At 66.6% G+C, this 26882-nt stretch carries 22 protein-coding genes and 1 other RNA gene; 13 read left to right on the top strand and 10 right to left on the bottom strand.

Annotated features, from left to right (window positions below; genetic code table 11):
* The first annotated feature begins 75 nt into the window (after window positions 1–75).
* Genes OZ10_RS20470 through OZ10_RS22765 form a run of 3 tightly spaced genes read left to right on the top strand, consistent with a single transcriptional unit; the run spans window position 76 to window position 2896 of the window.
* Window positions 76–879 carry an alpha/beta fold hydrolase gene (locus OZ10_RS20470; RefSeq protein WP_081419202.1) on the top strand — a complete coding sequence of 268 codons (804 nt, stop codon included), beginning with the start codon at window positions 76–78 and terminating at the stop codon, window positions 877–879.
* Window positions 876–1271, top strand: a complete 396-nt coding sequence (locus OZ10_RS00810; protein ID WP_052209936.1) for an MAPEG family protein — start codon at window positions 876–878, stop codon at window positions 1269–1271. Before OZ10_RS20470 ends, OZ10_RS00810 begins: the two co-directional genes overlap by 4 nt.
* 44 nt (window positions 1272–1315) lie before the next feature.
* Window positions 1316–2896 carry a M61 metallopeptidase family protein gene (locus tag OZ10_RS22765; RefSeq protein WP_236726931.1) on the top strand — a complete coding sequence of 527 codons (1581 nt, stop codon included), beginning with the start codon at window positions 1316–1318 and terminating at the stop codon, window positions 2894–2896.
* A 108-nt stretch (window positions 2897–3004) separates the two neighbouring features.
* On the opposite strand, the gene OZ10_RS00795 is transcribed toward OZ10_RS22765, so the two are convergent.
* The 4 genes from OZ10_RS00795 to OZ10_RS00780 all read right to left on the bottom strand — a co-directional run bounded on the left by OZ10_RS00795 (window position 3005) and on the right by OZ10_RS00780 (window position 7106).
* A complete protein-coding gene (locus OZ10_RS00795; protein ID WP_039406911.1) occupies window positions 3005–3259 on the bottom strand; it encodes a DUF2164 domain-containing protein in 255 nt (84 codons plus the stop codon).
* A gap of 581 nt (window positions 3260–3840) precedes the next feature.
* A complete protein-coding gene (locus OZ10_RS00790) occupies window positions 3841–4308 on the bottom strand; it encodes a hypothetical protein (RefSeq protein ID WP_052209937.1) in 468 nt (155 codons plus the stop codon).
* Between the two features lie 309 nt (window positions 4309–4617).
* Window positions 4618–5634, bottom strand: a complete 1017-nt coding sequence (locus OZ10_RS00785; protein ID WP_039563671.1) for a class 1 fructose-bisphosphatase — start codon at window positions 5632–5634, stop codon at window positions 4618–4620.
* A gap of 269 nt (window positions 5635–5903) precedes the next feature.
* Window positions 5904–7106 carry an amino acid aminotransferase gene (locus OZ10_RS00780; RefSeq protein ID WP_039563670.1) on the bottom strand — a complete coding sequence of 401 codons (1203 nt, stop codon included), beginning with the start codon at window positions 7104–7106 and terminating at the stop codon, window positions 5904–5906.
* 157 nt (window positions 7107–7263) lie between these two features.
* On the opposite strand from OZ10_RS00780, the gene OZ10_RS00775 reads away from it, so the two are divergent.
* From OZ10_RS00775 to OZ10_RS00755, 5 genes are all read left to right on the top strand, one after another.
* Entirely contained in the window at window positions 7264–9387 is a 2124-nt protein-coding gene (locus tag OZ10_RS00775; protein ID WP_039563669.1) for a TonB-dependent receptor family protein, read from the top strand.
* 186 nt (window positions 9388–9573) lie between these two features.
* On the top strand, window positions 9574–10065 hold the full coding sequence (locus OZ10_RS00770; protein WP_158002156.1) for a hypothetical protein: 492 nt from the start codon (window positions 9574–9576) through the stop codon (window positions 10063–10065).
* A gap of 249 nt (window positions 10066–10314) precedes the next feature.
* Window positions 10315–11844, top strand: coding sequence for an aldehyde dehydrogenase (gene adh, locus OZ10_RS00765; protein ID WP_039407108.1), 1530 nt, complete (start codon window positions 10315–10317; stop codon window positions 11842–11844).
* A 182-nt stretch (window positions 11845–12026) separates the two neighbouring features.
* A complete protein-coding gene (gene adhP, locus OZ10_RS00760; protein WP_039406924.1) occupies window positions 12027–13055 on the top strand; it encodes an alcohol dehydrogenase AdhP in 1029 nt (342 codons plus the stop codon).
* Window positions 13056–13076: 21 nt separating this feature from the next.
* On the top strand, window positions 13077–13472 hold the full coding sequence (locus OZ10_RS00755) for a DUF779 domain-containing protein (protein ID WP_039406926.1): 396 nt from the start codon (window positions 13077–13079) through the stop codon (window positions 13470–13472).
* Window positions 13473–13744: 272 nt separating this feature from the next.
* On the opposite strand, the gene OZ10_RS22645 is transcribed toward OZ10_RS00755, so the two are convergent.
* Window positions 13745–13906 (bottom strand): hypothetical protein, encoded by a 162-nt coding sequence (locus tag OZ10_RS22645; protein WP_068835635.1) that lies wholly within the window; start codon window positions 13904–13906, stop codon window positions 13745–13747.
* A 150-nt stretch (window positions 13907–14056) separates the two neighbouring features.
* Between OZ10_RS22645 and OZ10_RS00750 the strand changes: the two genes are divergently transcribed.
* Genes OZ10_RS00750 through ligD form a run of 3 tightly spaced genes read left to right on the top strand, consistent with a single transcriptional unit; the run spans window position 14057 to window position 18141 of the window.
* A complete protein-coding gene (locus OZ10_RS00750) occupies window positions 14057–14455 on the top strand; it encodes a hypothetical protein (RefSeq protein ID WP_039406927.1) in 399 nt (132 codons plus the stop codon).
* A complete protein-coding gene (gene ku, locus OZ10_RS00745; RefSeq protein WP_039406931.1) occupies window positions 14455–15411 on the top strand; it encodes a non-homologous end joining protein Ku in 957 nt (318 codons plus the stop codon). The genes OZ10_RS00750 and ku overlap by 1 nt, the downstream gene beginning before the upstream one ends.
* Before the next feature lie 3 nt (window positions 15412–15414).
* Window positions 15415–18141 carry a DNA ligase D gene (gene ligD / locus OZ10_RS00740; protein WP_039563667.1) on the top strand — a complete coding sequence of 909 codons (2727 nt, stop codon included), beginning with the start codon at window positions 15415–15417 and terminating at the stop codon, window positions 18139–18141.
* A gap of 106 nt (window positions 18142–18247) precedes the next feature.
* On the opposite strand, the gene lldD is transcribed toward ligD, so the two are convergent.
* On the bottom strand, window positions 18248–19408 hold the full coding sequence (gene lldD / locus OZ10_RS00735) for an FMN-dependent L-lactate dehydrogenase LldD (protein WP_039563665.1): 1161 nt from the start codon (window positions 19406–19408) through the stop codon (window positions 18248–18250).
* Between the two features lie 148 nt (window positions 19409–19556).
* Window positions 19557–20123, bottom strand: a complete 567-nt coding sequence (locus OZ10_RS00730; protein ID WP_039563664.1) for a methyltransferase family protein — start codon at window positions 20121–20123, stop codon at window positions 19557–19559.
* Window positions 20124–20155: 32 nt separating this feature from the next.
* On the opposite strand from OZ10_RS00730, the gene OZ10_RS00725 reads away from it, so the two are divergent.
* Both OZ10_RS00725 and OZ10_RS00720 read left to right on the top strand, forming a co-directional pair.
* Complete coding sequence (locus OZ10_RS00725; protein WP_039407109.1) at window positions 20156–21382, top strand: sensor histidine kinase; 1227 nt, start codon at window positions 20156–20158, stop codon at window positions 21380–21382.
* The gene (locus OZ10_RS00720; protein ID WP_039406942.1) at window positions 21379–22011 is read left to right on the top strand and encodes a response regulator transcription factor; all 633 of its coding nucleotides are present in this window, start codon (window positions 21379–21381) and stop codon (window positions 22009–22011) included. Before OZ10_RS00725 ends, OZ10_RS00720 begins: the two co-directional genes overlap by 4 nt.
* Before the next feature lie 891 nt (window positions 22012–22902).
* Here OZ10_RS00720 and OZ10_RS20460 read toward each other — a convergent pair.
* From OZ10_RS20460 to OZ10_RS00705, 3 genes are all read right to left on the bottom strand, one after another.
* A non-coding RNA gene (locus OZ10_RS20460) (sX9 sRNA) lies at window positions 22903–22979 on the bottom strand.
* 51 nt (window positions 22980–23030) lie between these two features.
* Window positions 23031–23453: a hypothetical protein gene (locus OZ10_RS00710; RefSeq protein WP_039406945.1), complete on the bottom strand. Its 423-nt coding sequence runs from the start codon at window positions 23451–23453 to the stop codon at window positions 23031–23033.
* Complete coding sequence (locus OZ10_RS00705) at window positions 23450–26788, bottom strand: nSTAND1 domain-containing NTPase (protein ID WP_039563663.1); 3339 nt, start codon at window positions 26786–26788, stop codon at window positions 23450–23452. Before OZ10_RS00705 ends, OZ10_RS00710 begins: the two co-directional genes overlap by 4 nt.
* Window positions 26789–26882 lie beyond the last annotated feature (94 nt).

Raw genomic sequence — 26882 nt, 5'->3', positions numbered from 1 at the left:
GGCGGTGTCCGGGTCATGGTGTCGCGCGGTGCGCAAGCGGAACCTTAGTTCATTCCGACAGAGCCGAGGTGCCCCATGAAACGTACCACCTGCATTCCCATCGCCGCGTTGCTGTTATGCGCGCTGTGCTCCACCACCGTGCAGGCGCTGCCGGCGCCGCGCCCCACCATCGTGCTGGTGCACGGCGCCTGGGAAACCGCTGCGATCTGGCGCCCGGTCGCCGGCCAGCTGCGTGCGCACGGCTACCGCGTCATCGCGGTGAATCTGCCCGGCCGCCCTGGCGGCTCGCAGGCACCGGAAGCGATCAGCCTGGCGGCATATCGCGATACGGTACTGGCCGCGATCAAGGACGAGACGGCACCAGTGGTGCTGGTCGGGCACAGCTTTGGCGGCGTGACCGTGACTAACGTGGCCGAAGCCGTGCCGGCTAGGATCAAGACGCTGGTGTACCTGGCCGCGTTCGTGCCGCAGGACGGCCGCACGCTGCTGGCGCTTGCACAGGCCGACACCGGCAGCCAGTTGCCGCCGCATCTCGCGTTGGACAAGAGCAGGGGCGTCATGTCGGTGGCAACGTCGGCACGCGCGGAGGTGTTCGCCAACGACGCCACGGCCGCGCAACGCGCCGAGGTGCCGGCCATGCTGGTGGACGAGCCCGTGCAGCCGATGATGACGCCGGTGCAGCTGACCTCGGCGCGCTCCGGCAGCGTGGATCGGGTGTATATCCGCACCCTGCAGGACAAGGCGCTCAGTCCTGGTTTTCAGTCGCAGATGATTGCCGCCGCACCGATGCGGATGACCATCGATCTGGACACCGGGCACTCGCCCTTTCTCACGGCACCGACGGCGCTGGTGGCGGCGATCGAACAGGTGGCGCAATGAACCCGCAGATCGAATTGAGTGTGGTGGCCACCCTGGCAGTGCTGTGCCTATGCCTTCCGTTGGTATTTTCCGCACTGTATGCGCGCCAGGTCGGTGCCAAGGCGTTGATCGGCAATCGCGAGGGCATTGCCGACCCGGACGGGGCCGCGGGGCGTGCGCTGCGTGCGCATCGCAATCTGCTGGAAAACTTCCTGCCGTTCGCCGCAGTCGCGCTCGCTGCCATGCTGTTGCAGGTGTCCGGAACCATCACCGTCATCGCATCGTTGGTGTTTTTGGGTGCGCGCATCGTGCATGCGGTTTGCTATCTTTTCGGCATTCCCGGTTTGCGCACACTCGCCCATCACCTAGGCCTGTGGGCGACGCTGGCCTACGCATCGCAGTTGTTTTCATGAGGTTCCCGATGCATGCCAGACACACCGCAGACACGTCGTCGGCAATGTCCCCGCTGACACGCACCACGGTAGTGACATCCGCTGTAACCGAGCCTGCCGGTGCGCTGCGCAAGGCCGTTGCCGTGCGCGTGCTTGCGCTGTCGCTACTGGTCGGGGCGCTGGCGCATGTGCAGGCCGTCTCCGCTACCGAGCGCGACAGTTTCAGCGTGACCATCAAGCCGTTGACCGCGCAGGACGGGACCGTCACCGGGCTGACGGTCACCGAGCAGATCACGCGTGCAGATGCGCGCAGGCCGCTGAGCTTGGTACTGCCCTCGGCCTTGCCAGCCGTGCCGCATAACGCAGACGGCATCAGCGAGCTGCATGTCAGCGACGCCGGTGGCGAGGTCGCGCTGTCGATCGCCGAAGGCGCAGCGGTGGATGGCTTCGACATGCGCCGATGGAGTACCGAGCGGCCGGTCGGTCCGCAGGTGACGGTGCGCTACCGCGCCGCCTTGGTGCCGGTAAGGAGCGGTGGCCCACCCTTTGGCATGAAGGCGGCCGGGCTGGGCGTGGCAGGCAGCTCCAAGAGTTTCGTGCTGCTGCCCGAACAGCTGGACAGCGACGCCAGCACGCTGATGTGGGATCTATCGGAACTGGCGCCTGGCTCCATCGGTGTCGCCAGCGGCGGCGTCGGCACGGTGCGGGTGCCGGGCCCGGCAACGGTCATGGGCGATCTGTGGCTGCTGGCCGGGCCGGCCGTGGTGGCCCAGGCGCAGGACGATGCCGTGTTCAACGCCTACACGATCGGCCAACCGCCCTTCGATGCCGCAGCCACCATGGCGTGGGCACGGCGCGCGTACGACGTGCTGGCAACCGGCTTTGGCTACATCGACGCGCCGCCGCGCTACGACCTGTTGATCCGCGCGTTGCCGATGGCATCGTACGAAACCGGCACCGCACGCCTGGCAGGCGGCAGCAGCCTGATCACGGTGGGCAACGTGTTTTCGCCAGGCCAGGATCTGCACAGCGTGCAGAGCACCATCTTTCACGAGATGGGGCACCAGTGGGTGGGCCAGCTCACCAATGCGGTCGAGCCCTGGTATGCGGAAGGGGTCAACGTGTTCGTGCAGGCGACCTTGCCGTGCGCGGCCGGCCTGCTTCCGCACGCGGCCTGCGCCAACACCATCAACACATGGGCGCAGCAGTACTACGCCAGCCCGGCGCGGCACTGGTCGCTGCAACGTATCGATGCAGCCGGCTTTGCGCAGGAATCCATCCGCCGTATCCCGTATGCGCGCGGCATGTTGTACTTCGCCAGCGTCGATGCCGCCTTGCGTGCACGCTCGGCCGGAAAACGCGGCTTGCTGGACGCACTGCGACCGCTCTACGTCGCACGGCACGCCGGCAAAGCGTTCGAACGCAGCGATATCGAAGCGCTGCTGCGCCGCGAACTGGGCGATGCCGAAGTCACCCGCTTCCGCCAGGTCGTTATCGACGGCACCCAACTGATCGCGCCGCCTTCCAATGCCTTTGGCCCCTGCCTGCAGCGCCAACCACGCCGCCAGATCAGTGAAGGGAAAACAGTGGAAGGCTATGTGTGGCAGCCGGTATCCAGCGGCGCACGCACAGCCGCGTGCCAATGATGCAGATCGCAAGTCAGGCATCCGACTACTGATCAATCGCGCTCCTTCTGCGCCGAGCACATTCTCCTGCGTGCTCGGCGCGGTAGCGCGGCGACTCAGCTCACCCCATCACTTCTTGAAATCGGTGGGACGCTCCAGCTGATAGACCGCCTCACCCAGGTCTTCCAGCTTGCCGGCAATGATGGCTTGCGCATCATAGACACCGCGGTTGTAGAAATACGCGCCGACTTCCCCGGCGAAGAAATCGAGCAGGAACTCGGCATCGAACCGCCCGATCTCCTGCCTGAGTTCTTCGGTGAAATACAGCTGGATCTTGCGGGTGATTGCCGCCCGCTCGCCTTCGGTGAATTTGATGTCGGTCATGGGTACTCTGGTCTGCTCAACTACGTATCCGGGCGATTGACGCTACGACACAGCAAGCTCAGGCTGATCCGTGCTGTTGAACCGAACGCTTGCCCGGCCGGCATCGAGATTGAGCATCAGCTGACAACGGGCCAACAGGAAGGCCTGCCTGCCTGAATGTAGTCAAGGTAGTCGGACTCGGCAATTCCGACGTTGGTCCAGCGATCGGGATACGCCGCCAGGTGTGTACGGGCATACGCGACGGCGGCGGCTGCGTCCGGAACAACGGCAGCAGGGGCATGCTGCTCATCCGGTTCGAATGCGGGAAATCATACAGATCGAAGTAGCCTTCGCTGCCAACGTCCTCAACGTCATGAATCCACAGCTCGATTGAATCGTTTGCTGGTCGTAACTCGATATGGCGAATGTACGTCGGGACGACTGGACGTCTCCCGAGGAACTGCTCGACCGGCTTGTTGCGCCGTAATGTGGCTTGAATATCATCAGTAAAAGATGTCGCGTACAGGCTCCTTGCCTTCAAGCCGCCGCTGCTTCACAGGCACGTCGAGCCGCGCCGTAATACGGCGTCGGCCCGACGTCGCTTACTTGGTTTGACCTTGCGCGCGCTTGAAGTACGCCGTGCGCATCATCGGGTTGCCGTCCTTGAAGTAGGCTTCAATCTCGGTCATGACCTTGCCATCGGCGCTGACCGTATAGGTGCGTGTGGATGCCGGGACGCCTCGATACATCAACTGCATCACCAGCACGCCGGGCTCAGGCATTTTGACGGCGGCACGATCGACCAGGTACGTACCCGAGGCCTTGCCCGGCGTACCGTCCAGCAACAGCGTGGAGTGTGCCTCTAGCGTCTTGTTGTCGTGTTCGGTGATCTCGGCGCTGGTTGCCCACTTGTTGCCCGGAATCTGTTTGAACTCCAGGACGACACGTTTGGGGCGTACCGCCGCCGGCATCGGTAGGCTGGTGGTATCCAGCAGCCAGGTTCCGACCAGTGGCGATGGCGCGGTTGATGCGGAGAAGGCGGGTGTGGCTTGCAACATGACGGCAGCCACCAGTGCGACGCATGCGGTCTTCATGTGAACTCCCTGATCGATAAGTGATCCCTGCGGGCAGTCATGCGACTGTTTGCAAGCCACTATGAGTAGATCAACTTCCCGTAGACCGTCCCACTCCGGCCTGAGCGCGGTATACATCTCTGCCCGGAGCGGAGTCAATTGAGGGCAAGAAATGACGGTTGGCGCGATGCTCTCCGGTCGCCACGTCATCGTGTGCTGCGCCGTCGGTGATTGCCACACATAAAGACACCCGCACTGGGCGGGTGTCCTGGGTGAATCAGTGCTGCGTGTGGCTTGCGCCCAAAATCAGCCTTGCGCCTTATCCGCCTCCAGGTGATATCGCGTGGCCTCATTCACCTCGTTCTTCGAGCCCAAAAATACCGGCACGCGCTGATGCAGCTGCGTGGGTTGAATATCCAGGATGCGCTCGCGCCCGGTGGTTGCGGCACCGCCGGCCTGTTCCACCAGCATGCTCATCGGGTTGGCTTCGTACATCAGGCGCAGCTTGCCGGGCTTGGACGCGTCCTTCTTGTCCCACGGGTAGATGAAGATGCCGCCGCGAGTGAGGATGCGGTGCACGTCGGCCACCATGCTGGCGATCCAGCGCATGTTGAAGTCCTTGCCGCGCGCGCCGTCCTTGCCGGCCAGCAGGTCGCCCACATAGGCCTGCATCGCCGGTTCCCAGTGGCGCTGGTTGGACATGTTGATGGCGTATTCGGCGGTGTCGTCGGGCACGCGCATGTTGGCCTGGGTCAGCAGGAAGCTGCCTTCCTCGCGCTCCAGGGTGAAGGCGTGGGTACCGTGGCCGAGCGTAAGCACCAGCATGGTGCTGGGGCCATAGATGCAGTAGCCGGCGGCGACCTGTTGGGTGCCGGGCTGCAGGAAGTGTTCGTCGCCGGGCTTTTCGGTGCCCTTGGGCGCACGCAGTACCGAGAAGATGGTGCCGACCGAGACGTTGACGTCGATGTTGGAGCTGCCATCCAGCGGGTCGAACAGCAGCAGGAAATCGCCGCTGGGGTACTGGTCGGGCACCGGCTGGCTGTGGTCCATTTCTTCGGAGGCGCACGCGGCCAGATGGCCGCCCCAGGCATTGGCTTCGAGCAGGATGTCGTTGCTCAGCACATCGAGCTTTTTCTGCGCCTCGCCCTGCACGTTGCCGGTGCCGGCATCGCCGAGCACGCCGCCCAGGGCGCCCTTGCTCACGGCGATGGAGATGCGCTTGCAGGCGCGCGAGACGATGGTGATGAGCTGGCGCAGTTCCGCATCGATACGGCCGGCATGTTGTTCTTCGATCAGGAAGCGGGTCAGCGAGGGACGCGACATGGAGCGGGCAGCCTGTTGTAGGAAGTGGGCCGCCATTGTCGCCATTGCGCCGTTAGATTTCGATCACTTGCTGCGCGGTTTGTAGCGTGGCTGATCGAATTTGTGCGAATGGCGCCGGTGATGGCGATGCTTGCCCCCATCCGCCCTTCGGGCACCTTCCCCCGCGGACGGGGGAAGGGAGCGGCGTCTGCGGGCACAAGAAAACCGGGAGGCTGGCGCGCTCCCGGTCTGCAGTACGTCGATGCGGCTGCGCGCCGCGGCGGGGCCGCTTACACCCGGCTGACGGTCGCCACGGCCTGGGCCACGTATTCCAGGTTGCGCTGGCTCAGGGCGGCCACGCAGATGCGGCCAGTGCCCACGGCGTAGATCGCAAACTCGTCGCGCAGGCGGTCCACCTGGGTCTTGGTCAGTCCCGAGTACGAGAACATGCCGGCCTGGCGCTGGATGAAGTCGAACTCCGGCGCGCCCAGCGTGGCCAGTTTGTCTACCAGCCCTGCGCGCAGGGCGTGGATGCGCTCGCGCATTTCGGTGAGTTCCTGCTCCCACAGATCGCGCAGCTCCGGGCTGGTCAGCACGCCGGCGACGAGTGCGGCGCCGTGCGTGGACGGGCTGGAGTAGATCGTGCGGATGATGCGCTTGACCTGCGACTGCACGGCCTTGGCTTCGGCGGCGGTAGCCGAGACCACCGACAGCGCGCCCACGCGCTCGCCATACAGCGAGAACGACTTGGAATACGAGCTGGCGACCACGTAGCTGTCGATGCCTTCGGCGGCCAGCAGACGTACCGCATACGCATCGGCTTCGATGCCCCTGTCGAAGCCCTGGTAGGCAATGTCGACGAACGGGAACAGGTTGCGTTCCTTCAACAGACCGGCCACCTGCTTCCACTGCTCGCGGGTCAGGTCGGCACCGGTAGGGTTGTGGCAGCACGCGTGCAGCAGCACCACCGTGCCCGGCTCCAGCTTGGCCAGGTCGGCGAGCATGCCGTCGAAGTTCAGGCCATGGCTGGCGGCATCGAAATAGGTGTAGTCCACCACCTCGAAGCCGGCCGCGCCGAACACCGCGCGGTGGTTTTCCCAGCTGGGGTTGCTGATGGCGATGGTAGCGGTGGGCAGCAGCTTCTTGAGCAGATCTGCGCCAACGCGCAATGCGCCGCTGCCGCCGACGGTCTGCGAGGTCGCCACGCGCCCGGACGCCACCAGCGCCGACTCGGCGCCGAACAGCAGTTCCTGGGTGGCCTTGTCGTAGGCGGCCAGGCCGTCGATGGGCAGGTAGCCACGCGGTTTGGCCTCCTGCGCAAGCTGCTGCTCGATCTTGTGCACGGCGCGCAACAGTGGGATGCGCCCGTTTTCGTCGTAATAGATGCCCACGCCCAGGTTGACCTTGGTGGGGCGGCTGTCGGCGTTGTAGGCCTCGGTCAGGCCCAGGATGGGGTCGCCTGGAACCTGTTCCACGTTTGCAAAGAAGGACACGGCATGACTCGCTGAAGGACGAAAGAGTGGGGTACTTCCGGGGTGCTCGGCCGCGGCTGGGCCAAACCACTTCATCGTAGCAGCCCATGGCGGGCGTAGCATGCTTCGTTCCGTACGCAACGATGCGGCCACAGTACGGATACGAGACACTATCCCTATGCCCAGACTCACCCTGTTGGCCGCCGCCTGCGGCCTGTTCGCCACGAGCGCCGCGCCGCTCGTCCTGGCCGCCGATCCGGCGCCTTTGCAGGTCCTTCCCACCGTGCAGGTGGACGCCGCCCGTGTGCACGGGGTGGGCGACTTCGACCTGCCGGCCTCGTTCACCGTGGTGGCGGCCGACGACGACAACCGCCGCGGCGCTCAGGTCTCCGAGTTGCTGGACGGCATCCCCGGGCTGGTGGCGCGCGACCGCCAGAACTACGCGCAGGACACCCAGCTGTCGATCCGCGGCTTCGGCGCGCGCTCCACCTTCGGCGTGCGCGGCGTGCGGCTGCTGGTGGACGGCATCCCGGCCAGCATGCCCGATGGCCAGGGCCAGCTCTCGCACTTCAACGTGCTGGGCGCCGAGCGGGTGGAAGTGCTGCGCGGGCCGTTTTCGGCGCTATACGGCAATTCCTCCGGCGGCGTGCTGCAGCTGTGGAGCGCCGACGGCAAGTCGGACGACCCGTGGCGGCTGCGTGCCACCTACGGCAGCAATGCCACCGTCAACGTGGGTGCGCAGTTGCTCGGCCAGCAGGGCGCGGTGCATTACAACCTGGCCGCCAACCATTTCGAGACCGACGGTTTCCGCGACCATAGCCGCGCCAGGCGCGAGTCGGTCAATGCCAAGCTCGGGTTCGATCTGGCCGAGGGCCGCCGGCTGGACCTGGTGCTCAATTATCTGGATGCACCGGATGCGCAGGACCCGCTCGGCCTGACCCGCGCCCAGTTCAACGCCGACCCCGCGCAGGCCACGTCGGTGGCCACCCAGTTCAACACCCGCAAATCGGTGAGTCAGTCGCAGGCCGGGGCGATCTTCACCCAACAATTCGATAACCAGACGCTGCGCTTGATGGCCTATGGCGGGCAGCGCAGCGTGGAGCAGTTCCTGGCGATCCCGGTGGCGGTGCAGCGCAACCCGCTGCATTCGGGCGGCGTGATCGATCTGGACAGCAATTACGAAGGCGCCGATGCGCGCTGGGCCTGGCAGGGTGAAGCGCTCGGCCGGCCATTGCAGCTGACTGTCGGCGCCAATGTCGATCGCCAGTGGCAGCACCGCACCGGTTACGAAAACTTCGTCGGCGACACGCTGGGCGTCAAGGGCGCGTTGCGCCGCAACCAGCGTGACCAGGTGGAAAACATCGACCAGTTCGCGCAGGCGTGGTGGCAGTGGAGCGAGCGCTGGTCCGCGCTGCTGGGCGTGCGCCATAGCCAGGTGCGCTTCGATTCGGACGACCACTACATCGTCGGGCGCAATCCTGACGACAGCGGCCAACGCGATTACTCGGCCACCACGCCAGTGGCCGGCATCGTGTTCCGTGCCACCGAGGACCTACGGGTTTACGCCTCGGCCGGGCGCGGCTTTGAAACGCCCACCTTCAACGAGCTGGGCTACCGCAACGACGGCGGCGCCGGCCTGGCGCTGGATCTGGGCGCGGCGACCAGCCGCAATTATGAGATCGGCAGCAAGTGGCGCGCGCAAAGCGGCGCGGCGTTGCAGGTGGCACTGTTCCGTGCCGACACCGATGACGAACTGGCGGTGGCCAGCAATACCAACGGGCGCAGTACCTACCGCAATATCGGCGCGACCCGGCGCCAGGGCGCAGAGCTCAGCTGGCTGCAGCCGATCGGCGCCACCCAGCAGCTGCAGCTGGCCTACACCTTTGTCGATGCCACAGTGCGCGATGGCTACCTCACCTGTGCCAGCAGCGGCTGCGCGGTGCCCACCGCGCCGGTGGCCAGCGGGTCGCGCCTGCCGGGCGTGCCGCGGCAGCAGCTGTTTGCGCGTTGGCAGTGGCAGCCCGCGCAGTGGCAGTTCGCCGCCGAATCGGTGGCCTCCGGCGCCACCGTGGTCAACGACCTGGCCACCGAACGCGCACCCGGCTATGCCCTGGTCAATCTGGAAGCCTCGCGGCGCTGGACTACCACGTATGGCGCACTGCGCACCTTCGCGCGCATCGACAACGCGCTGGACCGCCAGTACGTCGGCTCGGTGATCGTCAACGACGGCAATGGGCGCTATTACGAGCCAGGTCCGGACCGCACCTACACGGTGGGGCTGCAGTGGGATTTTGGTGGGTGAGCAAACAACCGACGCCCCGCACGACATCACGCACCCTGCTGTTGTAGGAGCGCCCCCGGGCGCGCATCGCTCTGCGCGCTGCTGGAGATCATCCTGTTCCGGTCCGAGTCGATCCGCAGCGAGTCCAGCGATGCCAGAGCGCGTGCTAGCCTCTGCCACTCATTCTCGGCATGGAGTGCACTGATGATGACCTGGAAGCGAATGGTGAACGTGTCGGCAATGGTGGCCGGCCTTCTGCTCTGCAGCGCAGCGTGGGCAGACCACGTGGATATGCGCATCGTGCGCGACTATCCAGCCGGCTCCCCCGCCATCGCAAACATACACGCCTGGCTGCAGCAGCAATCCGGGCTGAGCACGCAGCCCAGGCAGGCACCGCCGCCGGCCGATGCCGCCGCGCTGGGGCCTGTACGTATCAGCACCGCCCTGTTCAATCGTCCGCTGAGCACGCGCGCCGACACCGCGAGTGACGCGGCCCCGCTGCCGGCACGCGGCCAGCCGCGCGACGAGATCACCATTGACGCCTGCAATGGCGATCAGCAGTACCACTGGGTCTATGTGTGGGCAAAGACCGCTGCCACGGCTGCGTGGCAGTTGCGCTCCTATCAGCAAAAAACCGTGGCCGATTGCAAGGCATCGCCGGATGCAGCGCCGGCCACGGCACATGCCGCTGCACCGTGATCGTGCGCCCGTCACCGCCGCGTACCGGCGGTGACGGGCTGGGATCGATCGCGTCATAGCCATCGTATCGTTGCGTCGTCGTCGCGTTGCCCATGTATCGGCGCGATGACGCGCTGCAGCGCATTCGGGTGACCGCACCCCGCCCTGCGCCGGCTGCGTGGTGACGCAGCGCAACAGCCCGCGCGCGGGGATTGCACTGGCACCTGGCTGGGTATACACGTGGCTTCGCCTTTCCTGCCGGAGACCATGATGAACGCGCAACCCGCCACCAAGCCGCTCAACACCGACCCGCAATCGATCTTCAAGCCGCGTTACGACAACTTCATCGGTGGCAAGTGGGTGGCGCCGAATGGTGGTCAGTACTTCGACAACACCACGCCGATCAATGGCAAGGTGTTTACCTCCATTGCGCGTTCCACCGCGCCGGATATCGAAGCCGCACTCGACGCCGCGCACGCGGCCAAGGACGCGTGGGGCAAGACATCCACTACCGAGCGTTCCAACGTATTGCTCAAGATTGCCGACCGCATCGAGCAGAATCTGGAACTGCTCGCCTACGCCGAGACCTGGGACAACGGCAAGCCGGTGCGCGAAACGCTCAATGCCGATGTGCCGCTGTGCGTGGACCACTTCCGCTATTTTGCCGGCGCCATCCGCGCGCAGGAAGGCGGCATTTCCGAGATCGACAGCGACACCATCGCCTATCACTTCCACGAGCCGCTGGGCGTGGTGGGGCAGATCATTCCGTGGAACTTCCCGCTGTTGATGGCGTGCTGGAAACTCGCACCGGCGCTGGCCGCCGGCAACTGCGTGGTGATGAAACCGGCCGAGCAGACACCGGCCTCGATCCTGGTGTTGATGGAAGTCATCGGCGACCTGCTGCCGCCCGGCGTGCTCAACGTGGTCAACGGCTTTGGTCTGGAAGCCGGCAAGCCGCTGGCCAGCAACCCGCGCATCGCCAAGATTGCCTTCACCGGCGAAACCACTACCGGCCGGCTGATCATGCAATACGCCAGCCAGAACCTGATCCCGGTGACGCTGGAGCTGGGCGGCAAATCGCCCAACATCTTTTTTGCGGATGTCATGGCCGAAGACGACGATTTTCTCGACAAGGCGGTGGAAGGCTTTGTCATGTTCGCCTTCAACCAGGGCGAAGTGTGCACCTGCCCGTCGCGCGCGCTGATCCAGGAATCCATCTACGACAAGTTCATGGACAAGGCGCTCAAGCGGGTGGCCGCGATCACGCAGGGCAACCCGCTCGACCCCAACACCATGGTGGGTGCGCAGGCGTCCAGCGAGCAGCTGGAAAAGATCCTGTCCTACATCGACATCGGCAAGCAGGAAGGCGCCGACGTGTTGATCGGTGGCGAGCGCAACACGCTAGATGGCGAGTTGGCCGAGGGCTTCTACGTCAAGCCCACCGTGTTCAAGGGTCACAACGCGATGCGCGTGTTCCAGGAGGAAATCTTCGGGCCGGTGGTGTCGGTCACCACCTTCAAGGATGAAGCCGAGGCGCTGGCGATCGCCAACGACACGCTGTACGGCCTGGGCGCCGGCGTGTGGAGCCGCGATGCCTCGCGGCTGTACCGCATGGGCCGCGCAATCCAGGCCGGCCGCGTGTGGACCAACTGCTATCACGCCTATCCGGCGCACGCTGCGTTCGGCGGCTACAAGCAGTCGGGCATCGGGCGCGAGAATCACAAGATGATGCTCGACCACTACCAGCAGACCAAGAACCTGCTGGTGAGTTATTCGCCAAAGGCGCTGGGGTTCTTCTGATCGCATCCCGCCGCGTCACCCGGCAAGCGCCGGTGCGGTAGCGGCGGTCCGTGCACATTGCCTGTGTGGGGCGCACTTGCGCCCTCGATGGAGGGCGTGCGGGTCGGGCCATTTGACTTCGATCAAGGCCACGCCTGGGCGAGGCGCCTAAGGTGGCTGCAATCTCGGTGCGGAGCGTGGCGATGGACATGACAATGCAGGCGGCGGTGGTGCGGCAGTTCGGGGCGCCGTTGGTGATCGAGGAGGTGGCGGTGCCGCGGCCGCAGGCCGGCGATCTGCTGGTGAAGATCCAGGCCTGCGGGGTCTGCCATACCGATCTGCATGCCGCGCAGGGCGACTGGCCGGTGAAGCCGAACCCGCCGTTCATCCCCGGCCACGAGGGGGTGGGGTACGTGGCTGCGGTGGGCGCGGGCGTGCGCCACATCAAGGAGGGCGACCGGGTCGGCATTCCGTGGCTGTATTCGGCGTGCGGGCATTGCACGCATTGCCTGGGCGGCTGGGAGACGCTGTGCGAGGCGCAGCAGAACAGCGGCTATTCGGTCAACGGCGGCTTTGCCGGCTACGCCCTTGCCAATGCCGAGTATGTCGGGCACCTGCCCGCCGAGCTGGGCTTTGTCGAGGTTGCGCCGATCCTGTGTGCGGGAGTCACCGTGTACAAGGGACTGAAGATGACCGATACCAAGCCGGGACAGTGGGTGGTGATTTCCGGCATTGGCGGGCTGGGCCACCTGGCGGTGCAGTACGCCTGTGCAATGGGCCTGCAGGTGGCCGCGGTGGATGTGGACGATGCCAAGCTGGCGCTGGCACGGCGTCTTGGCGCGACGGTGACGGTCAATGCGCGCACCACCGACCCGGTGGCGTTCGTGAAACAGCACATCGGCGGCGCCCATGGCGCGCTGGTCACTGCGGTCTCGCCCAAAGCGTTCGAGCAGGCCATCGGCATGGTGCGGCGCGGCGGTACGGTCGCGCTCAATGGCTTGCCGCCGGGCGACTTTCCGCTGGATATCTTCGGCATGGTGCTCAATGGCATCACCGTGCGGGGCTCCATCGTCGGCACGCGCCTGGACCTGCAGGAATCGCTGGAGTTTGCGGCGCACGGCAAGGTGGCGGCCACGGTGTCGACCGACCGGCTGGAGAACATCAACGCTGTCTTCGCGCGCATGCACGCCGGGACGATCGAGGGGCGTATCGTGCTCGACATGGCGGCCTGAGGTGGCCGCAGGAGACAGCCGATGCACCACACCACTCCGCGCGTCGAGGTGCCGCCACAGGTAATGGCCACCCTGGCGGCGTCGCAGTTGATCGACACGCTGCGCGCGCGGCACGGCGATGTGCTGTTCCATCAGTCCGGTGGCTGCTGCGATGGGTCTTCGCCAATGTGCTTTGCGGTGGGCGAATTCATCGTGGGCGACCGCGATGTCCTGCTGGGCGAAATTGCCGGCGCACCGTTCTATATCAGCGCGCCGCAATTCGCCTACTGGAAGCACACCCAGCTGATCATCGATGTGGTGCCAGGGCGCGGCGGCATGTTTTCGCTGGAGAACGGCGAGGGAGTGCGCTTCCTGGTGCGGTCGCGTCTGTTCAGCGATGAGGAGATGGCACAGCTGCAGGCGGCCGGGCGCGTGTGAGGTTGGGCGTGTGGATCGTCACCACGGTCTTGATGTGACGATCCGGCGGTCATGGCCGCCGATGTTTCGACGAGCGCCTGTTACCGCACCTGCAGATGAGAGAAAGCCGGCAGCACTGGGCGCGTTGCGCTGCCACGGACAGGTGGCGCGTCAACTCCGGGGATGCCAGCGCCAGGTTGCGCCATGTCACGCGCGCCCCGCGCCTCGATGCCCCGCGCCACGGCCGGTGCTGCGCATGCCGGGCGCACACACCCGGCCATGACGGCGAACGGTTACGGCGCAGTGCCGGGCTTCTTGGCCGGGGTGGTGTCGTCGGCGGGAATCAGCGTCTCCGGTGCGTCGCCGGCGCCGCGGTCTTCGTGATGCTCGGCATCGCGCTTACCGTGCTGTTCGCCCGGGTGAGCGGGTTGGTCGCGCAAGGGGTCACGGGACATGCAGGGCTCCTGGTGTCGATGAGGGGCGCCAGTTCACCGCGCGCGCAGTGAAGGTCACGCAAATCGCAGACCATGCGGATTTCTCACGCATGGATCACGTCAGCGGCGTTACTGATGTGACCCCCCCAATGCCGCACCGTGGAGCAGACCATGCGCCCCCTGGACCGTCGTCCCGATCGTCGCCTGTTCAGTGCGCCTGCCGACCCCACGTTGCCCAAGCGAACGCATCGCACACGGGCTGGGGTGGACGCCGATGGCGTGGCGCAGGACTTCCGGTGTTACAGCCGTGCCGATTATCACCGTCGCCGCCGACGCGGCGGGCCGACCTGGGGCGATCTCGCGCCGGCCTACGCGTTTGCGCGCGTCACCCACGCCGCAGACTGGCCGCGTGGCGCCGATGCGCAGTGCGAGCAGGCATTGGCTGCGCACTGGGACAGCATGCGCGGCGGCTCGCGTCTGGAATGGCCGCACGTGCGCGCCATCGTCGAAGACGCGTGGCTGGCGCTGGACCACATTCCCGATGCCGCCGTCCATGGAGTGGCGCACTGATGGCTCGACCGATCTGGACCGGAACATTATCGTTTGGCCTGCTCAATGTGCCGGTGTCGCTGATGTCGGGCGAGCGCAAGGTGGACCTGCACTTTCGCATGCTCGATTCGCGCGACAAGAAGCCGATCCGCTTCGAGCGTGTCAATGCCGACACCGGCGATGAAGTGCCGTGGAAGGAGATCGTCAAGGCATTCGAGTACGACAAGGGCAGCTACGTCATTGTCGAAGAGCAGGACATCCGCTCGGCCGCGCCGGAAAGCCACGAGACCGTTGAGGTGGAAACCTTCGTCGACGCGGCCGATATCGACCCGCGGTATTTCGAAAAGCCCTACATCCTGGTGCCGGGCAAGAAGGCTGAAAAGGGCTATGTGCTGCTGCGGGAAACCTTGCGCGACACCGGCAAGGTCGGCATCGCCAAGGTGGTCATCCGCACCCGCGAATATCTGGCCGCCGTCATGCCGCAGGGCGATGCATTGATCCTGTTGCTGCTGCGCTACCAGCAGGAGGTGGTGGACCCGCAGGACTTCAAGCTGCCGGCCGGCGCGGTGGGCGAGTACCGCATTACGCCCAAGGAGCAGGAGATGGCCAGGCAGCTGATCGAGTCGATGTCCGGCACCTGGCAGCCGGAGGACTATCACGACGAGTTCCGCGGCAAGCTCGAGCAGATCCTGCGCAAGCGCATCAAGGAAAAGGCCGGCACCACGCAGGTGGACATCGAGCCCACCCAGCACGAAGACGCCACCACCAACGTGGTGGATTTCATGTCCTTGCTGCAGAAGAGCCTGCAGGCCAATACGCGCACGCCGGCAAAGAAGACCGGCGCGGCAGCGGCGGAGCAGGCGCCGGCCAAGAAGGCCGCCACCAAGAAGGTGGCCAAGAAGGCCGCCAAGAAAACCGCGACAAAGGCCACCAAGAAGACCGCTGCCAAGGCTGCGCCGCGGCGCAAGGCCGGCTAAGCGATGGGCCTGCGCGATTACACGGCCAAGCGCCGCTTCGACCAGACCCCGGAGCCGGCAGCGGATGCGCCGGCGCCTGCCAGCGCCCAGCCGATCTTTGTGGTGCAGCTCCACCATGCCAGTGCGCGCCACTACGATTTCCGTCTGGAAGCCGATGGCGTGCTCAAGAGCTGGGCGGTGCCCAAGGGGCCATCGCTGCGGGCCGGAGAAAAGCGCCTGGCCGTGCAGGTGGAAGATCACCCGTTGTCCTACGCCGGCTTCGAAGGCGACATCCCGCAAGGGCAGTACGGCGGCGGGCATGTGCAGATCTTCGACCACGGCCACTGGCACTGCGATGGCGACGTGCTTGCTGCATTGGACGCAGGCAAGCTGGAATTCACCTTGCAGGGCGAGCACCTGCAGGGCGGGTTTGCGCTGGTGCGCACCCGCATGCGCGGCGGCAAGCCGCAGTGGCTGCTGTTCAAGCGCACCGATGCGTTTGCGGCAGACCTGGATGCCGATGCCATCGTGGAACGGACTGGCGACAGTGCTGCCGCAGTACCTGGCAGGCGCGCCAGGCCCAGCCGTGCACAGCGGCAGCCGGACAGGGCGGTGGCACAGCAAGCACCCCGGCCCGCACGCAAGCAGGCACCCGCGCCGCGCGCTGGCGCGGCGGCCGATGCCGCATGGCGCCGCCGCGCGCTGGCGCTGGATGGCGCACGTGATGGCGCGTGCCCCACCGGCCTGGTCGCGCAGCTGACCTTGCTGCGCGACCAGGCGCCGGATGGCGAGGCCTGGCTGCACGAGATCAAATGGGACGGCTACCGACTGCTTGCCGATCTGGTCGACGGCAGCGCGCAGCTGCGCTCGCGCAACGACCAGGCATGGACAGAGCGCTTTCCCGACGTAGTTACCGCGTTGCAGGCGCTGCCGGTGCGCGACGCGCGGCTGGATGGCGAGCTGGTGGTGCTGGACGCGCACGGGCGCAGCGATTTCTCTGCACTGCAGCGGGCCATCGATGGCAGTGCCCGCCAACCGCTGCGCTATCTCGCGTTCGACCTGCTCGGCGTGGCCGGGGTGGACCTGCGCGACACGCCACTGCTGCAACGCAAGCAGCTGCTGCGCGCGCTGCTCGGTGAGAAGCCGGGCACGCTGGCCTACAGCGAGCATGTCATCGGGCGCGGCCCCGAAGTGTTTGCGGCAAGCGCGGGCAAGGGCTGGGAGGGCATCGTGAGCAAGCGTCCCGACGCTGTGTACCGCGGCGGGCGCAGTGCCGACTGGGTCAAGACCAAGCACGAAGACAGCGACGACTTTGTGGTGGTGGGGTACACCGACCCCAAGGGCGCACGCAGCGGCTTTGGTGCCTTGCTGCTGGCGCAGCCGGACGGCGACACGTTGCGCTACGTCGGCCGGGTGGGCACCGGTTTCGACGGCGCGCTGCTTGGGCAGATTGCCGCGCAGCTGCAGGCCTTGCAGAGCGACACGGCCACGCTGGAGCTGCCTGCGCATATCCCCGGCCGACCGCGCGATGTGCATTGGGTGCGCCCGCAGCTGATCGCCGAGATCGCATTCCGCGGCTGGGCCAAGCAGGGCTTGCTGCGGCAGGCTGCCTTCAAGCGTCTACGCGAGGACAAACCGATGACCGATCTGGGCGGCGACCGCGCAGCGCCCCGCACGCCTGCGGCCGGCAAGCGCGCGATCCCGGCAAAAACACGCACTGCCACGCGCAAGACCGTGACCAAGACGGTTGCAAAGACGGTGAGCAAGGTGGCCACCAGGACCGCACAAAAACGCGCGGGCAAGCGCGCTGCGGCAGCTGGCGCGAAGTCTTCAACCGTGGCTGCGTCTGCGGTGTCCACCGCATCGGCCACCCTGTCCGTGGACGCGGTGAGCATCACCCATCCCGAGCGCGTGGTCTTTCCCGCATCGGGCATCAGCAAGGGCGATATGGCGGCGTACTACCGTGCGGTGGCGTCGCTGGTGGTGCCGGAGGTGGCGCGTCGGCCGCTGTCGTTGTTGCGCTGCCCGGACGGCGTGGGCGGCGACTGCTTCTTCCAGAAGCACCAGGGCCGCCAGTTGGGCGCGCACATCAAGGCGATCCCGCTCGAACAGAAGAGCGGCACCGAGGACTACCTGTATATCGAAGACGCCGCCGGGCTGCTCGAGCTGGTGCAGATGAATACCCTGGAGCTGCACCCATGGGGCGCACGGGTCGACGACCCGGAGCACCCGGACCGCCTGGTGTTCGATCTGGATCCGGGCGATGCCGTCGCCTGGCCGGAGGTGGTGGCCGCCGCTCGCGAGATCCGCGCCAAGCTGCGCGCGGTCGGGCTGGAAAGCGCGGTGCGCCTGTCCGGCGGCAAGGGGCTGCATGTGGTGGTGCCCATCGTGCCCGACGCGAGCTGGGACCGGGCGCGCGACTTCTGCGAGGCGTTCGCGCAGGCCCTGGCCACGCAGACACCGGAGCGCTACGTGGCCACCATGAGCAAGGCCAAGCGCCACGGCGTGATCTTTGTGGATTGGTTGCGCAACGGGCGCGGCAATACCAGCGTGTGTTCGTGGTCGCTGCGCGCGCGCGAAAAGGCCACCGTCGCCGTACCGCTGCGCTGGGAAGAACTCGGCAAGATCAGCGGCCCGGATGCCTTCCCGATGGACAAGGCCATGCAGCGCGCCAAGCGTCAACGCGCAGACCCTTGGGAATCGGTACTGGCGTTGCAGCAATACTTGCCCACCGGCGACGACAACCACTAAGAGCAGGCAACGGGACGACTGCGCAGCCACCAGGCGGGCGAGGGCCCTGCAGCAAAGCCGCAGATCGTCCGCTCTGCTACCAACGAATCCCGAATCCCGAATCCCGTCAAGGCGAGACCACATTCTCCCGCGTCACCCGGCTCAACGCATCGCCGCTGATCTCGGCAATCGAATGGGTGCCGGTCAGGGTCATCGCCACGCGCATTTCCTTTTCGATCAAGCTCAGCAGGTTTTCCACGCCAGCCTGGCCACCGGCCGCCAGCGCATAGACGAACGCGCGCCCCAGCAACACCGCATCGGCACCGAGTGCGAGCATGCGCACCACGTCCAGCCCGCTGCGGATGCCCGAGTCGGCCAGGATCTTGAGCTGCCCCTTCACTGCATCGGCAATCGCCGGCAACGCGCGCGCGCTGGACAGCACACCGTCCAGCTGGCGCCCGCCATGGTTGGAGACCACGATGCCGTCGGCGCCGAAGCGCACCGCATCGCGCGCATCGTCCGGGTCCAGGATGCCCTTGATCACCATCGGCCCGGTCCAGAACTCGCGGATCCATTCCAGGTCCTTCCACGAGATGGAGGGGTCGAAATTGGCCGCCAGCCAGCCGATGTAGTCCTGCAGGCCGGTCGGGCTGCCGCGGTAGGCGGAAATATTGCCTAAATCATGCGGCTTGCCGAGCAGGCCCACATCCCACGCCCAGCGCGGGTGCGTCACCGCCTGCAGCATGCGCCGCAGCGACGCATTGGGCCCGCTCATGCCAGAGTGCGCATCGCGGTAGCGCGCGCCCGGCGTGGGCATGTCCACGGTGAACACCAGCGTGGTCACCCCGGCGGCCTTGGCGCGCTCCAGCGCATTGCGCATGAAGCCGCGGTCCTTGAGCACGTACAGCTGGAACCACATCGGCCGGCTGATGGCCGGCGCCACTTCTTCGATCGGGCACACCGACACCGTGGACAAGGTGAACGGAATCCCGCGCGCCGCCGCGGCGCGTGCGGCCTGCACTTCGCCGCGCCGCGCGTACATGCCGGTCAGCCCCACCGGTGCCAGCGCCACCGGCATGGCCAGGGTTTCGCCGAACAGCTCGGTGCTCAGGCTCAGGTCCGACATATTGCGCAGCACCCGCTGGCGCAGCGCGATATCGGCCAGGTCGGAGACATTGCGCCGCAGCGTGTGCTCGGCGTACGCCCCACCATCGATGTAATGGAACAGGAAGGGCGGCAAGCGCGCCTGCGCGGCGGCACGGTAGTCGGAAGCGGCGGAAATGATCATCGAAGACGGACAGCGGCGGCGGGGGAGCCCCGGAGTGTAAGGCGATCGGTGCGGCGCAGGGACGGGGCTGCAGGAGTGGCCGGCGCAAGGACGAGGGTTGCGAGCCGTCTGGCAAGCAGCATGTGATCGCTGCACGCCAGCGTTCCGCTCACCACACCAGCGGCAGCAATCGCCGGCTCTGCGCCGCATACGCCGGGTAGGCCACCGGAAACGCGCGCTGCAACGCGGCTTCTTCGACACGGATGCGGTGCAGGAAGACCAGGGTCACCGGCACCACGATCGCCGCCACCGACAACGCGTTGCCCATGCCCAGGGCCAGCCCGTAAAAGGCCAGCAGTGCGCCGGTATAGGACGGATGCCGCAGCCAGCGATACGGGCCGCGGCGCACCAACTGGTGATCCGGCTGGATGGTCACATCCACCGTGAACCAGCGTGCCAGCACCTGGATGGCCCACACGCGCAACGCCAGCCCGCTGCCGATCAAGGCGCAGCCGGCCCACTGCAGCGAGGCATCCCAGCCCTGCGGCCAATGCGCCAGGCCGCTGTAGGCCAGCGCCACTGCAACCGCCACCGCCGCAGACAGCACCCGCCATAGATGCTTCAAGGTGCCTTGGTCGTGCGCGCCGCCATCGCTGGCGCGGCGGCGACGGCTGAGCAGCAGCTCATAGCCACCCCAGACCAGGTTGAGGACGAGAAACAGACTGGAAGCAGACATGGCGTAACTCCGTGGCGATGGGGTGGTTGGTGATGCCAGTGTGCGCACGCGCCGCATCGACCACAGGGGCCGCAGGTCATCGATCCCACCTGCCGGAAGTCACTTTCTGCAGGCACAGCATTGCCGAGCGGCCGCAGGGCGGTCAGCATCGCCGCATGCATTCGTCCTTCTCCCATCTATTGCACCCCCTGCGTCTGGCCGGTGGGTTCACCATTGCCGCAGTGGCGCTGTCGTTCATGCCCGACGCCTCGCCCCACGGCGTCTGGCGTTGGGGCCTGCTGGCCGGCTTCACCGCGTTGTTTGTATTGCATACCGTGCTGCCGCAGGCGCTTGCGTTACGGACTGTGGCAACGCTGTTGCAGGCGGTCCTGGCATTGTTGCTGGTCTGGATGGAGCCGCGTGCCGGCACGGCGCCGGTATTGCTGGTGATGCTGGTGGCGCAGGCAGGGATGACCTGGCCGCCGTTGCGCGTGCTGCTGCTGGCACTGGTGTTGAACGCGGGCATGTATGCAGTGTTGGTGCAGGCCGGGTTCGAGCGGGCGTTGTTGATCGTCAGCATCTACGCCGGCTTCCAGGCCTTTGCCGCGCTCACTGCGCACTATGCGCGCAGTGCCGAGCGCGCACGCGACGCGCTGGCCTACGTCAATGCCGACCTGCTGGCCACCCGCGCACTGCTGGCCGACAGCGCCCGCGATGCCGAGCGCCTGCGCCTGGCGCGCGAGCTGCACGACGTGGCCGGGCACAAGCTCACCGCCATGCGCATCAACCTGCGCCTGCTCGGTGCCGACCCGGCCTTGCGGCAGCGCGACGACATCCGGGTGCTGGAACAGCTCTCGGCGGAACTGCTGGCGGACATCCGCAACGTCGTGCAGTCCATGCGCGACGACCAGGGCCTGGACCTGCAGACCGCGCTGCGCGCGCTGGCCGCCCCGTTCCCGCGCCCGGCGCTGCGGCTGCAGATCGATGCCGACGTGCGCATCACCGACGCGCGCGTGGCCGAGCTGCTGCTGCGGCTGGTGCAGGAGGCGCTGACCAATGCCGTGCGGCATGCCGATGCCGACGAGGTGGCCGTGCATCTGCACTATCGGGATGCCCAGCTGCACGTGGACATCTGCGACGACGGCCGCCGCGCCGAGCGCATCCGCGAAGGCAATGGCATCACCGGCATGCGCGAGCGGCTGGCCGCCCTGCACGGCCACCTCGACCTTGGCCGCACCCCCAATGGCGGCATGCACCTGACTGCGAGACTTCCGCAATGAGTTCACTTCGAATCGCCCTGGCCGACGACCAGATCTTGGTCCGCGCCGGCCTGCGCGCGCTGTTGCAACAGCAGGGCGTGGCCGTGGTCTGCGAGGCCGACGACGGGCAGGGCCTGCTGGATGCGCTGGCCACCCACACGGTGGACGTGGTGCTCAGCGACATCCGCATGCCCGGCATCGATGGCATCCAGGCACTGGAGCAGCTGCGCGCCCGCGGCGACCGCACCCCCGTGCTGCTGCTCACCACCTTCGACGACAGCGACCTGCTGCTGCGTGCCAGCGAAGCCGGCGCACAAGGTTTCCTGCTCAAGGACGCCGCACCGGAAGACCTGCGCGACGCGATCGAGCGAGTGGCCGCCGGCGACACCCTGCTGCAGCCGGTCAGCACCGACCCGGTGCGCGCCCGCTACCAGTTCCGCGACCAGCAGGCCCCGCGCGAGACCTTCAGCGAACGCGAGGTGGCCATCCTGCGCCTGCTGGCCGGCGGCTACTCCAACAAGGAGATCGCCCGCACCCTGTTCCTGGCCGAAGGCACGGTGAAGAACTACGTCTCCACCATCCTGGAAAAGCTCGGCACCCGCGACCGCACGCGCGCAGTGTTGAAGGCGATTACGTTGCGGGTGATTTGAGTGCCGGGATTCGGGATTCGGGATTCGGGAATCGAGACGAGCCAAAGCCCCTCTCCTGCGGGAGAGGGGTTGGGGCGAGGGTACGGGGCGAAGCCATACGTCGACTCAGATGACACGAATGCTTCGTCCGTACCCTCATCCGCCCCTGCGGGGCACCTTCTCCCCCATGAAGGAGGACAATGTCCCGAAGGGAGAAGGAACAGCTGTGGTCGTCTGGATCGGTCAGGGCGCGCCAGATAGCCCCTCTCCCGGCGGGGCGAGAAGGCACCGCTTGCGCGCCACTGGCGCGCGTGCCTTGGAGCGCCCGCGCTGCTAGCGCGGGCCGGGGCGCGGAGCGGGGGTTGGGGTGAGGGTACGGGCGAAGCCACTCGGGGTTTAGCCAGCAAACGAAGCTCGCCCGGTGCACCAAGTCTATGCAACTGTTCTGTAAAGGATTTCGCGCGTCCGTCATTCATGACCAGCAACCGTAAGGTTGCCGTCAGGTCAGCCGCGACGCCGTGCACGAAGGTCGCCCGGCGGCTCGAAAGCCGTCCGGAAACGCGCCGCGCTCCGGTCTGCTGCGGAGCCCCTCATGCGCCACCCCCACCCCATTGTCCTGCGCGCCGTTCTGCTCGCCATGGGGGCCTGGGCGGGCCCCACCCAGGCCGAACTGCCTGCACCCTGGGTCCAGGCCGCGTTGCTGGCCGAGCCGTCGGCCGTTGACCCTATGCTGAGGAGGGTTGTCGGTCCCGGCGCGCTGCAGCTGCAACGCGCCGCTGCCCGTACATGCGATCGGCATCCATGCGTCTCGCCCGGCCCCGATGCGCCTGCGGACTGGCTGTGACCGTCCCGCTCGGGCGAGCACGTATCCGCAGGCGGCAGCGGTGCCAGCATTGCCGGGGACATCTGGAGCGATGACCAAAACCTGGTGAGCAGTCGTCAGGTGGGTGCGGCCGGCGCACAGGCATCGCAATGGACGCGTGGTGCATGCTGCGCCGAGCGCCGGCCGCGCCCGCCTGACGATGAGCGCAGTCGCTTTGTTATCTGCTCTTGTTGATTGGCGGTACTTCCTGCGGGTTGATCTTCGGGTCGTTACCCACCTGGGGATCACAACTGAACCAGACTTTGTTGCCCTTCTTGTCCGTGCGGGTTGGGTCTTCGACGATGATGGTCAGAAAAATCAGGGTAGGGACGCTGTTGGCGTTGACGACTTCGACGCTGCGGCCGTCAGGGGCAATGACGGGGTCACCGATTTGTTTGAATGCATCGGTCGTCAGCAGGCTCTTGATGATGAAATGCTTGGGGACCACGTCTTCTTCGAAGTGATACGTCAACGTCGAGACACCGTCGTCCTTGTCGACAATCAGCAGGTCCGGAGCAAAGCTGTAGAAATATTCGCCGGCGCCTGTATTTCCTCCAAATCCCACCCGCGCCACCGTGAGCTTGATGCTGAAATCCGTCATGACTTGTCCTGTTCCTTGAGAGGCGGGCCATAGAAGGAGACAAACCCCGGGTGGCGGTAGCCCGCCTGGTACAGCCATCCGAGCTGTTGCGTAACGGCAGAGCGCTGGCCCAGATGCACGTGGGCGCGAATCCAGGGGTCGAGCAGGTTCTTGTCGCGGCTGTTGCCGCCATCCTTGCCGAGCAGCGTCACCACGTGCTGCCACGCTGCACGCGCGCTCTCGTGATTGCCGGTTGCCGCGCGATGTTCGCCCTGCCAGACCAGTGCCAGCGCCAATGTCGAGATGGCCGACAGATCGTCGGGCTTGGCGTGATGCAACGCATCCACACGCGCGACGATTCGATCGAGATCGCCTGCGTTGGCAGCGTGAATGCGGTGCAGGCGCATCTCGATGATGGCATCCAGCAATTGCCAGTCGGGCAGCGGCTGCGACTGTTGCAGCAGGCGGGTCATGGTGTCATGCGCCTGGCCAAGTTGCTGCCTGGCTTGATCGGAATGCCCGTCCAGTGCCGCGATCCAGCCGGCCTGCGCGTAGGCATGCCCCAGATCGCTGCGCCAGGTCTGGTTGTCCGGCTGCAGTACGACCAACGGCTGCAGCATGCGCACGCTGTCCTGTGCGTCGCGCTGCGCCTGTAGTAGGTGGCCTTGTACCAATGCCAGGTTGGAGACGCGGATCAGCGACACCGCCAGACGCCGTTGCCAGGCATGTGCATCCGGATCTGTCTCCACCAGCACGCGCAGCATCGCGATCTGGTCGCGGTAGCCCTGCTCGGCAGGCGCCAACAAGCCTTGGTTCTCCTGCGCCAGGCTCAGCCCCGACAAGCTGTCGATCAACTCGTAACGCAGCGATGCGTTGTCCGGACTCCGTGCGATCAGCACACGCTTGAGCGCAATGTCGCGCGCAAAAAAACCGATTGCCGTCCTGGCATCGCCCTGTGCCATGGCCAGCATGCCGAGATTGTTGAGTGCGTACGACAGCTCCAGCTGCCAGCGAGCGTCGTCCGGGACGGTGCGCACCAGCCATTCACTGGCGGCCAGGTAGTGCGACCAATGCGTCCTCGCCAACGGAAACTGCTTGCCGCGATAGGCCATGCTCCCCAGCCAAAACGCCGCCTGCCCCATTTCGGCACGTGCCTCCAGCACGTCGGGCGCATGCAGACGCGCCTGTTCGGCGGTGGCGGCGGCACGCGTGAAAGCGGCATGGGCCTCTTTCAGCTTGCCCTGATTCATCAACACCTCGCCGGTGGTGCGCAGGGCGCGGGCGTGGTTGATCAGGTCGCCGGTGTGCATGCTCGCGCTAGGCAAATCTTCCAGATACTGCAGCGAACGGCTGCCCACGCTATCGAGCAATGTCAGGTTGCCCACGGTGCGCAACCGCTCGGCCAGGTCGCCCAGCATGTAGCCCACCAGCTGCTGCGCCTGGTCGCGGCGCTGTTCGGCCACCTGCTGGGCCTGGCGTGCCTGCCAGCCGAGCAGCAGCGAGGCGCTGGCCAGCATCACCAGCAATGCGGCGGCCGCGGCGTACAGGCCGCGGCGCTGGCGTTGCGAGCGTTCGCAGGCGCGCAGGAACGCCAGCTCCGACGCATCCAGGTCCTGCGGCATGCGCCGCGCCGCTTCGCGCGCCTCGCTCAATGGGCGGCCGCTGTTGAGTAGGTGATCGGTGCGCCGGCCCTCGGCAGCCCAGCGTTGCGCGGCCAGGTGCAGGTGTTTGCGTGCCTGCAGCAGGCGGCGGTTTTCATGGGTCCACTCGGCCGCGCGCGGCCATTGCCGCAACACCGCTTCGTGCGCCACCGCAAAGCCCGGCTCGCCGGCCACCAGTTCGCTGACGAACAGCCGCGCATGCACGAACGCATCGACCAACACGCGTGCGCCGCTGCCGTGAGGCAATGCGGCCCACAGCGCACGCCGCGCGGTCACCGCATCGCTGTCGGGGTGGATCACGCTCAGCAACGTCAGCACTTCGCCGAGCGCGGCCTGCGCATCGGCCGGCAGTGCGCCGAAGGTGTGTTCGGCATGATGCGCCAGCGCGCCTTCCAGTCCGCCCAGGGCGCGGTACGCCGCAAAGGTCAGCAGGCCATCGGCGCTGCGTTGCGCGTGCAAGGCCTGCAGCAGGTGTTGCAGCAGTGGCAAGGCATCGGGCTGGCGCGCGGTGGCGTCGCGCAGCACATCGTCCAGGTGGCTGGCACTGTCGTGGTCTTCCTCGAACCGCAGCCCCGCCATCGCGGCCGGCACGCGGATGATCTGGCCGATCTCGCCGTCGCGCGGCGGCAACAGATCCACATGCCCGTCGCCGCGTTTGAGCTCGATGATGGCCGGCAATGCATCGATCAGGCGCGGATAGAAATCGCTGCGGGTGCCCATCAGCACGGCCACGTGCGCGCTGGCGCACAGTGCCTGCAAGGCCATGGCCAGCGCCGCGCGATCGGCGTCGGTGATGCCAGGTGTGGCCACCATCGCTTCGGCGTGGTCGATCACCAGCAGCAGATGCCGCTGGCTCGGCAGGCTGTCGCGCGCTGGGGCGCAGTGGCGCATGGCCTCCTCGATGGCCGCATGCAACGGGGCGGGCTGGTGTAGCCACCCGGGCAGGTTTGCTGCCTGCGCCGGCGAGAACACCGCACGGTCGCCCGGCGCCCATTCGCCCAGTGCGCGCGCGAGCGTGTCCAGCACGTCGCCGCCGCGGCACTGCGCCAGGTTGCAATACGCCACCGCCACCGCTTCCAGCCCATCCAGCCCGCCGGGCTGGCACAGCAACGGCACCACGCCTGCCCGCAGCAACGAGGTCTTGCCGCAGCCGCTGGCGCCGCTCACCAGCACCAGCCCGCGCCGGCTGTGCAATTGCGCGCGCACTGCGGCCGCCACCTGCGCAATGGCATGGCTACGCCCGAAAAACACCTGCGCATGTGCCGGGTCGAAGGCCTGCAGCCCTACGTACGGGCTGCCGTGGGCCCAGTGCTGGCTGCCCAGCACTGTGCCGCGATAATCCTGCGGAAACACCACCGTCGGCAGCAGGCGATAGCCGCGTTTGCGGATGGTTTCGATAAAACGCGGCTGGCGGCTGTCGTCGCCCAGCTTGCGGCGCAGCTGGGCGATGGTCTTGTGCACCGGGTTGTCGCCGTAGAAGCTGCCGTGCCACACCTCGATCAGCAACTGCTCGGCACTGACCACCTCGCCGGCGCGCTCGGCCAGCGCGATCAGCACTTCCATCATGCGCGGTTCCAGCGTGATGGTCCGGCCGTCGTCAATCAGCACCAGGCGCTCGGGTTCGACCAGCAACGGGCCCAGGCGGAACCGCGGAACGGAGCCCAGCTGCGTGACGCGCTCGCTACGAAGGGACATGCACTCGGACACCGGTCGCACAACTGGAAGGGGCCTTGACGATCGCCAACAGGCGCGGCCAGGCACGGCACGGCAGGGCCGAAAATACCACAGC

The sequence above is a fragment of the Xanthomonas cannabis pv. cannabis genome (assembly GCF_000802365.1).
Lineage (GTDB): Bacteria > Pseudomonadota > Gammaproteobacteria > Xanthomonadales > Xanthomonadaceae > Xanthomonas > Xanthomonas cannabis.
Note: the sequence above shows the minus strand (reverse complement) of the source record. Positions and strands in the feature narration are given on the sequence as shown.

Excerpts from the sequence above, each read along its gene's own strand:
- OZ10_RS20470 (WP_081419202.1), top strand. The coding sequence starts at position 76 with ATGAAACGTACCACCTGCATTCCCATCGCCGCGTTGCTGTTATGCGCG.
- OZ10_RS00810 (WP_052209936.1), top strand. The coding sequence starts at position 876 with ATGAACCCGCAGATCGAATTGAGTGTGGTGGCCACCCTGGCAGTGCTG.
- OZ10_RS22765 (WP_236726931.1), top strand. The coding sequence starts at position 1,316 with ATGTCCCCGCTGACACGCACCACGGTAGTGACATCCGCTGTAACCGAG.
- OZ10_RS00795 (WP_039406911.1), bottom strand. The coding sequence starts at position 3,259 with ATGACCGACATCAAATTCACCGAAGGCGAGCGGGCGGCAATCACCCGC.
- OZ10_RS00785 (WP_039563671.1), bottom strand. The coding sequence starts at position 5,634 with ATGTCGCGTCCCTCGCTGACCCGCTTCCTGATCGAAGAACAACATGCC.
- OZ10_RS00775 (WP_039563669.1), top strand. The coding sequence starts at position 7,264 with ATGCCCAGACTCACCCTGTTGGCCGCCGCCTGCGGCCTGTTCGCCACG.
- OZ10_RS00770 (WP_158002156.1), top strand. The coding sequence starts at position 9,574 with ATGACCTGGAAGCGAATGGTGAACGTGTCGGCAATGGTGGCCGGCCTT.
- adh (WP_039407108.1), top strand. The coding sequence starts at position 10,315 with ATGAACGCGCAACCCGCCACCAAGCCGCTCAACACCGACCCGCAATCG.
- adhP (WP_039406924.1), top strand. The coding sequence starts at position 12,027 with ATGGACATGACAATGCAGGCGGCGGTGGTGCGGCAGTTCGGGGCGCCG.
- OZ10_RS00755 (WP_039406926.1), top strand. The coding sequence starts at position 13,077 with ATGCACCACACCACTCCGCGCGTCGAGGTGCCGCCACAGGTAATGGCC.
- OZ10_RS22645 (WP_068835635.1), bottom strand. The coding sequence starts at position 13,906 with ATGTCCCGTGACCCCTTGCGCGACCAACCCGCTCACCCGGGCGAACAG.
- OZ10_RS00750 (WP_039406927.1), top strand. The coding sequence starts at position 14,057 with ATGCGCCCCCTGGACCGTCGTCCCGATCGTCGCCTGTTCAGTGCGCCT.
- ku (WP_039406931.1), top strand. The coding sequence starts at position 14,455 with ATGGCTCGACCGATCTGGACCGGAACATTATCGTTTGGCCTGCTCAAT.
- ligD (WP_039563667.1), top strand. The coding sequence starts at position 15,415 with ATGGGCCTGCGCGATTACACGGCCAAGCGCCGCTTCGACCAGACCCCG.
- lldD (WP_039563665.1), bottom strand. The coding sequence starts at position 19,408 with ATGATCATTTCCGCCGCTTCCGACTACCGTGCCGCCGCGCAGGCGCGC.
- OZ10_RS00730 (WP_039563664.1), bottom strand. The coding sequence starts at position 20,123 with ATGTCTGCTTCCAGTCTGTTTCTCGTCCTCAACCTGGTCTGGGGTGGC.
- OZ10_RS00725 (WP_039407109.1), top strand. The coding sequence starts at position 20,156 with ATGCCAGTGTGCGCACGCGCCGCATCGACCACAGGGGCCGCAGGTCAT.
- OZ10_RS00720 (WP_039406942.1), top strand. The coding sequence starts at position 21,379 with ATGAGTTCACTTCGAATCGCCCTGGCCGACGACCAGATCTTGGTCCGC.
- OZ10_RS00710 (WP_039406945.1), bottom strand. The coding sequence starts at position 23,453 with ATGACGGATTTCAGCATCAAGCTCACGGTGGCGCGGGTGGGATTTGGA.
- OZ10_RS00705 (WP_039563663.1), bottom strand. The coding sequence starts at position 26,788 with ATGTCCCTTCGTAGCGAGCGCGTCACGCAGCTGGGCTCCGTTCCGCGG.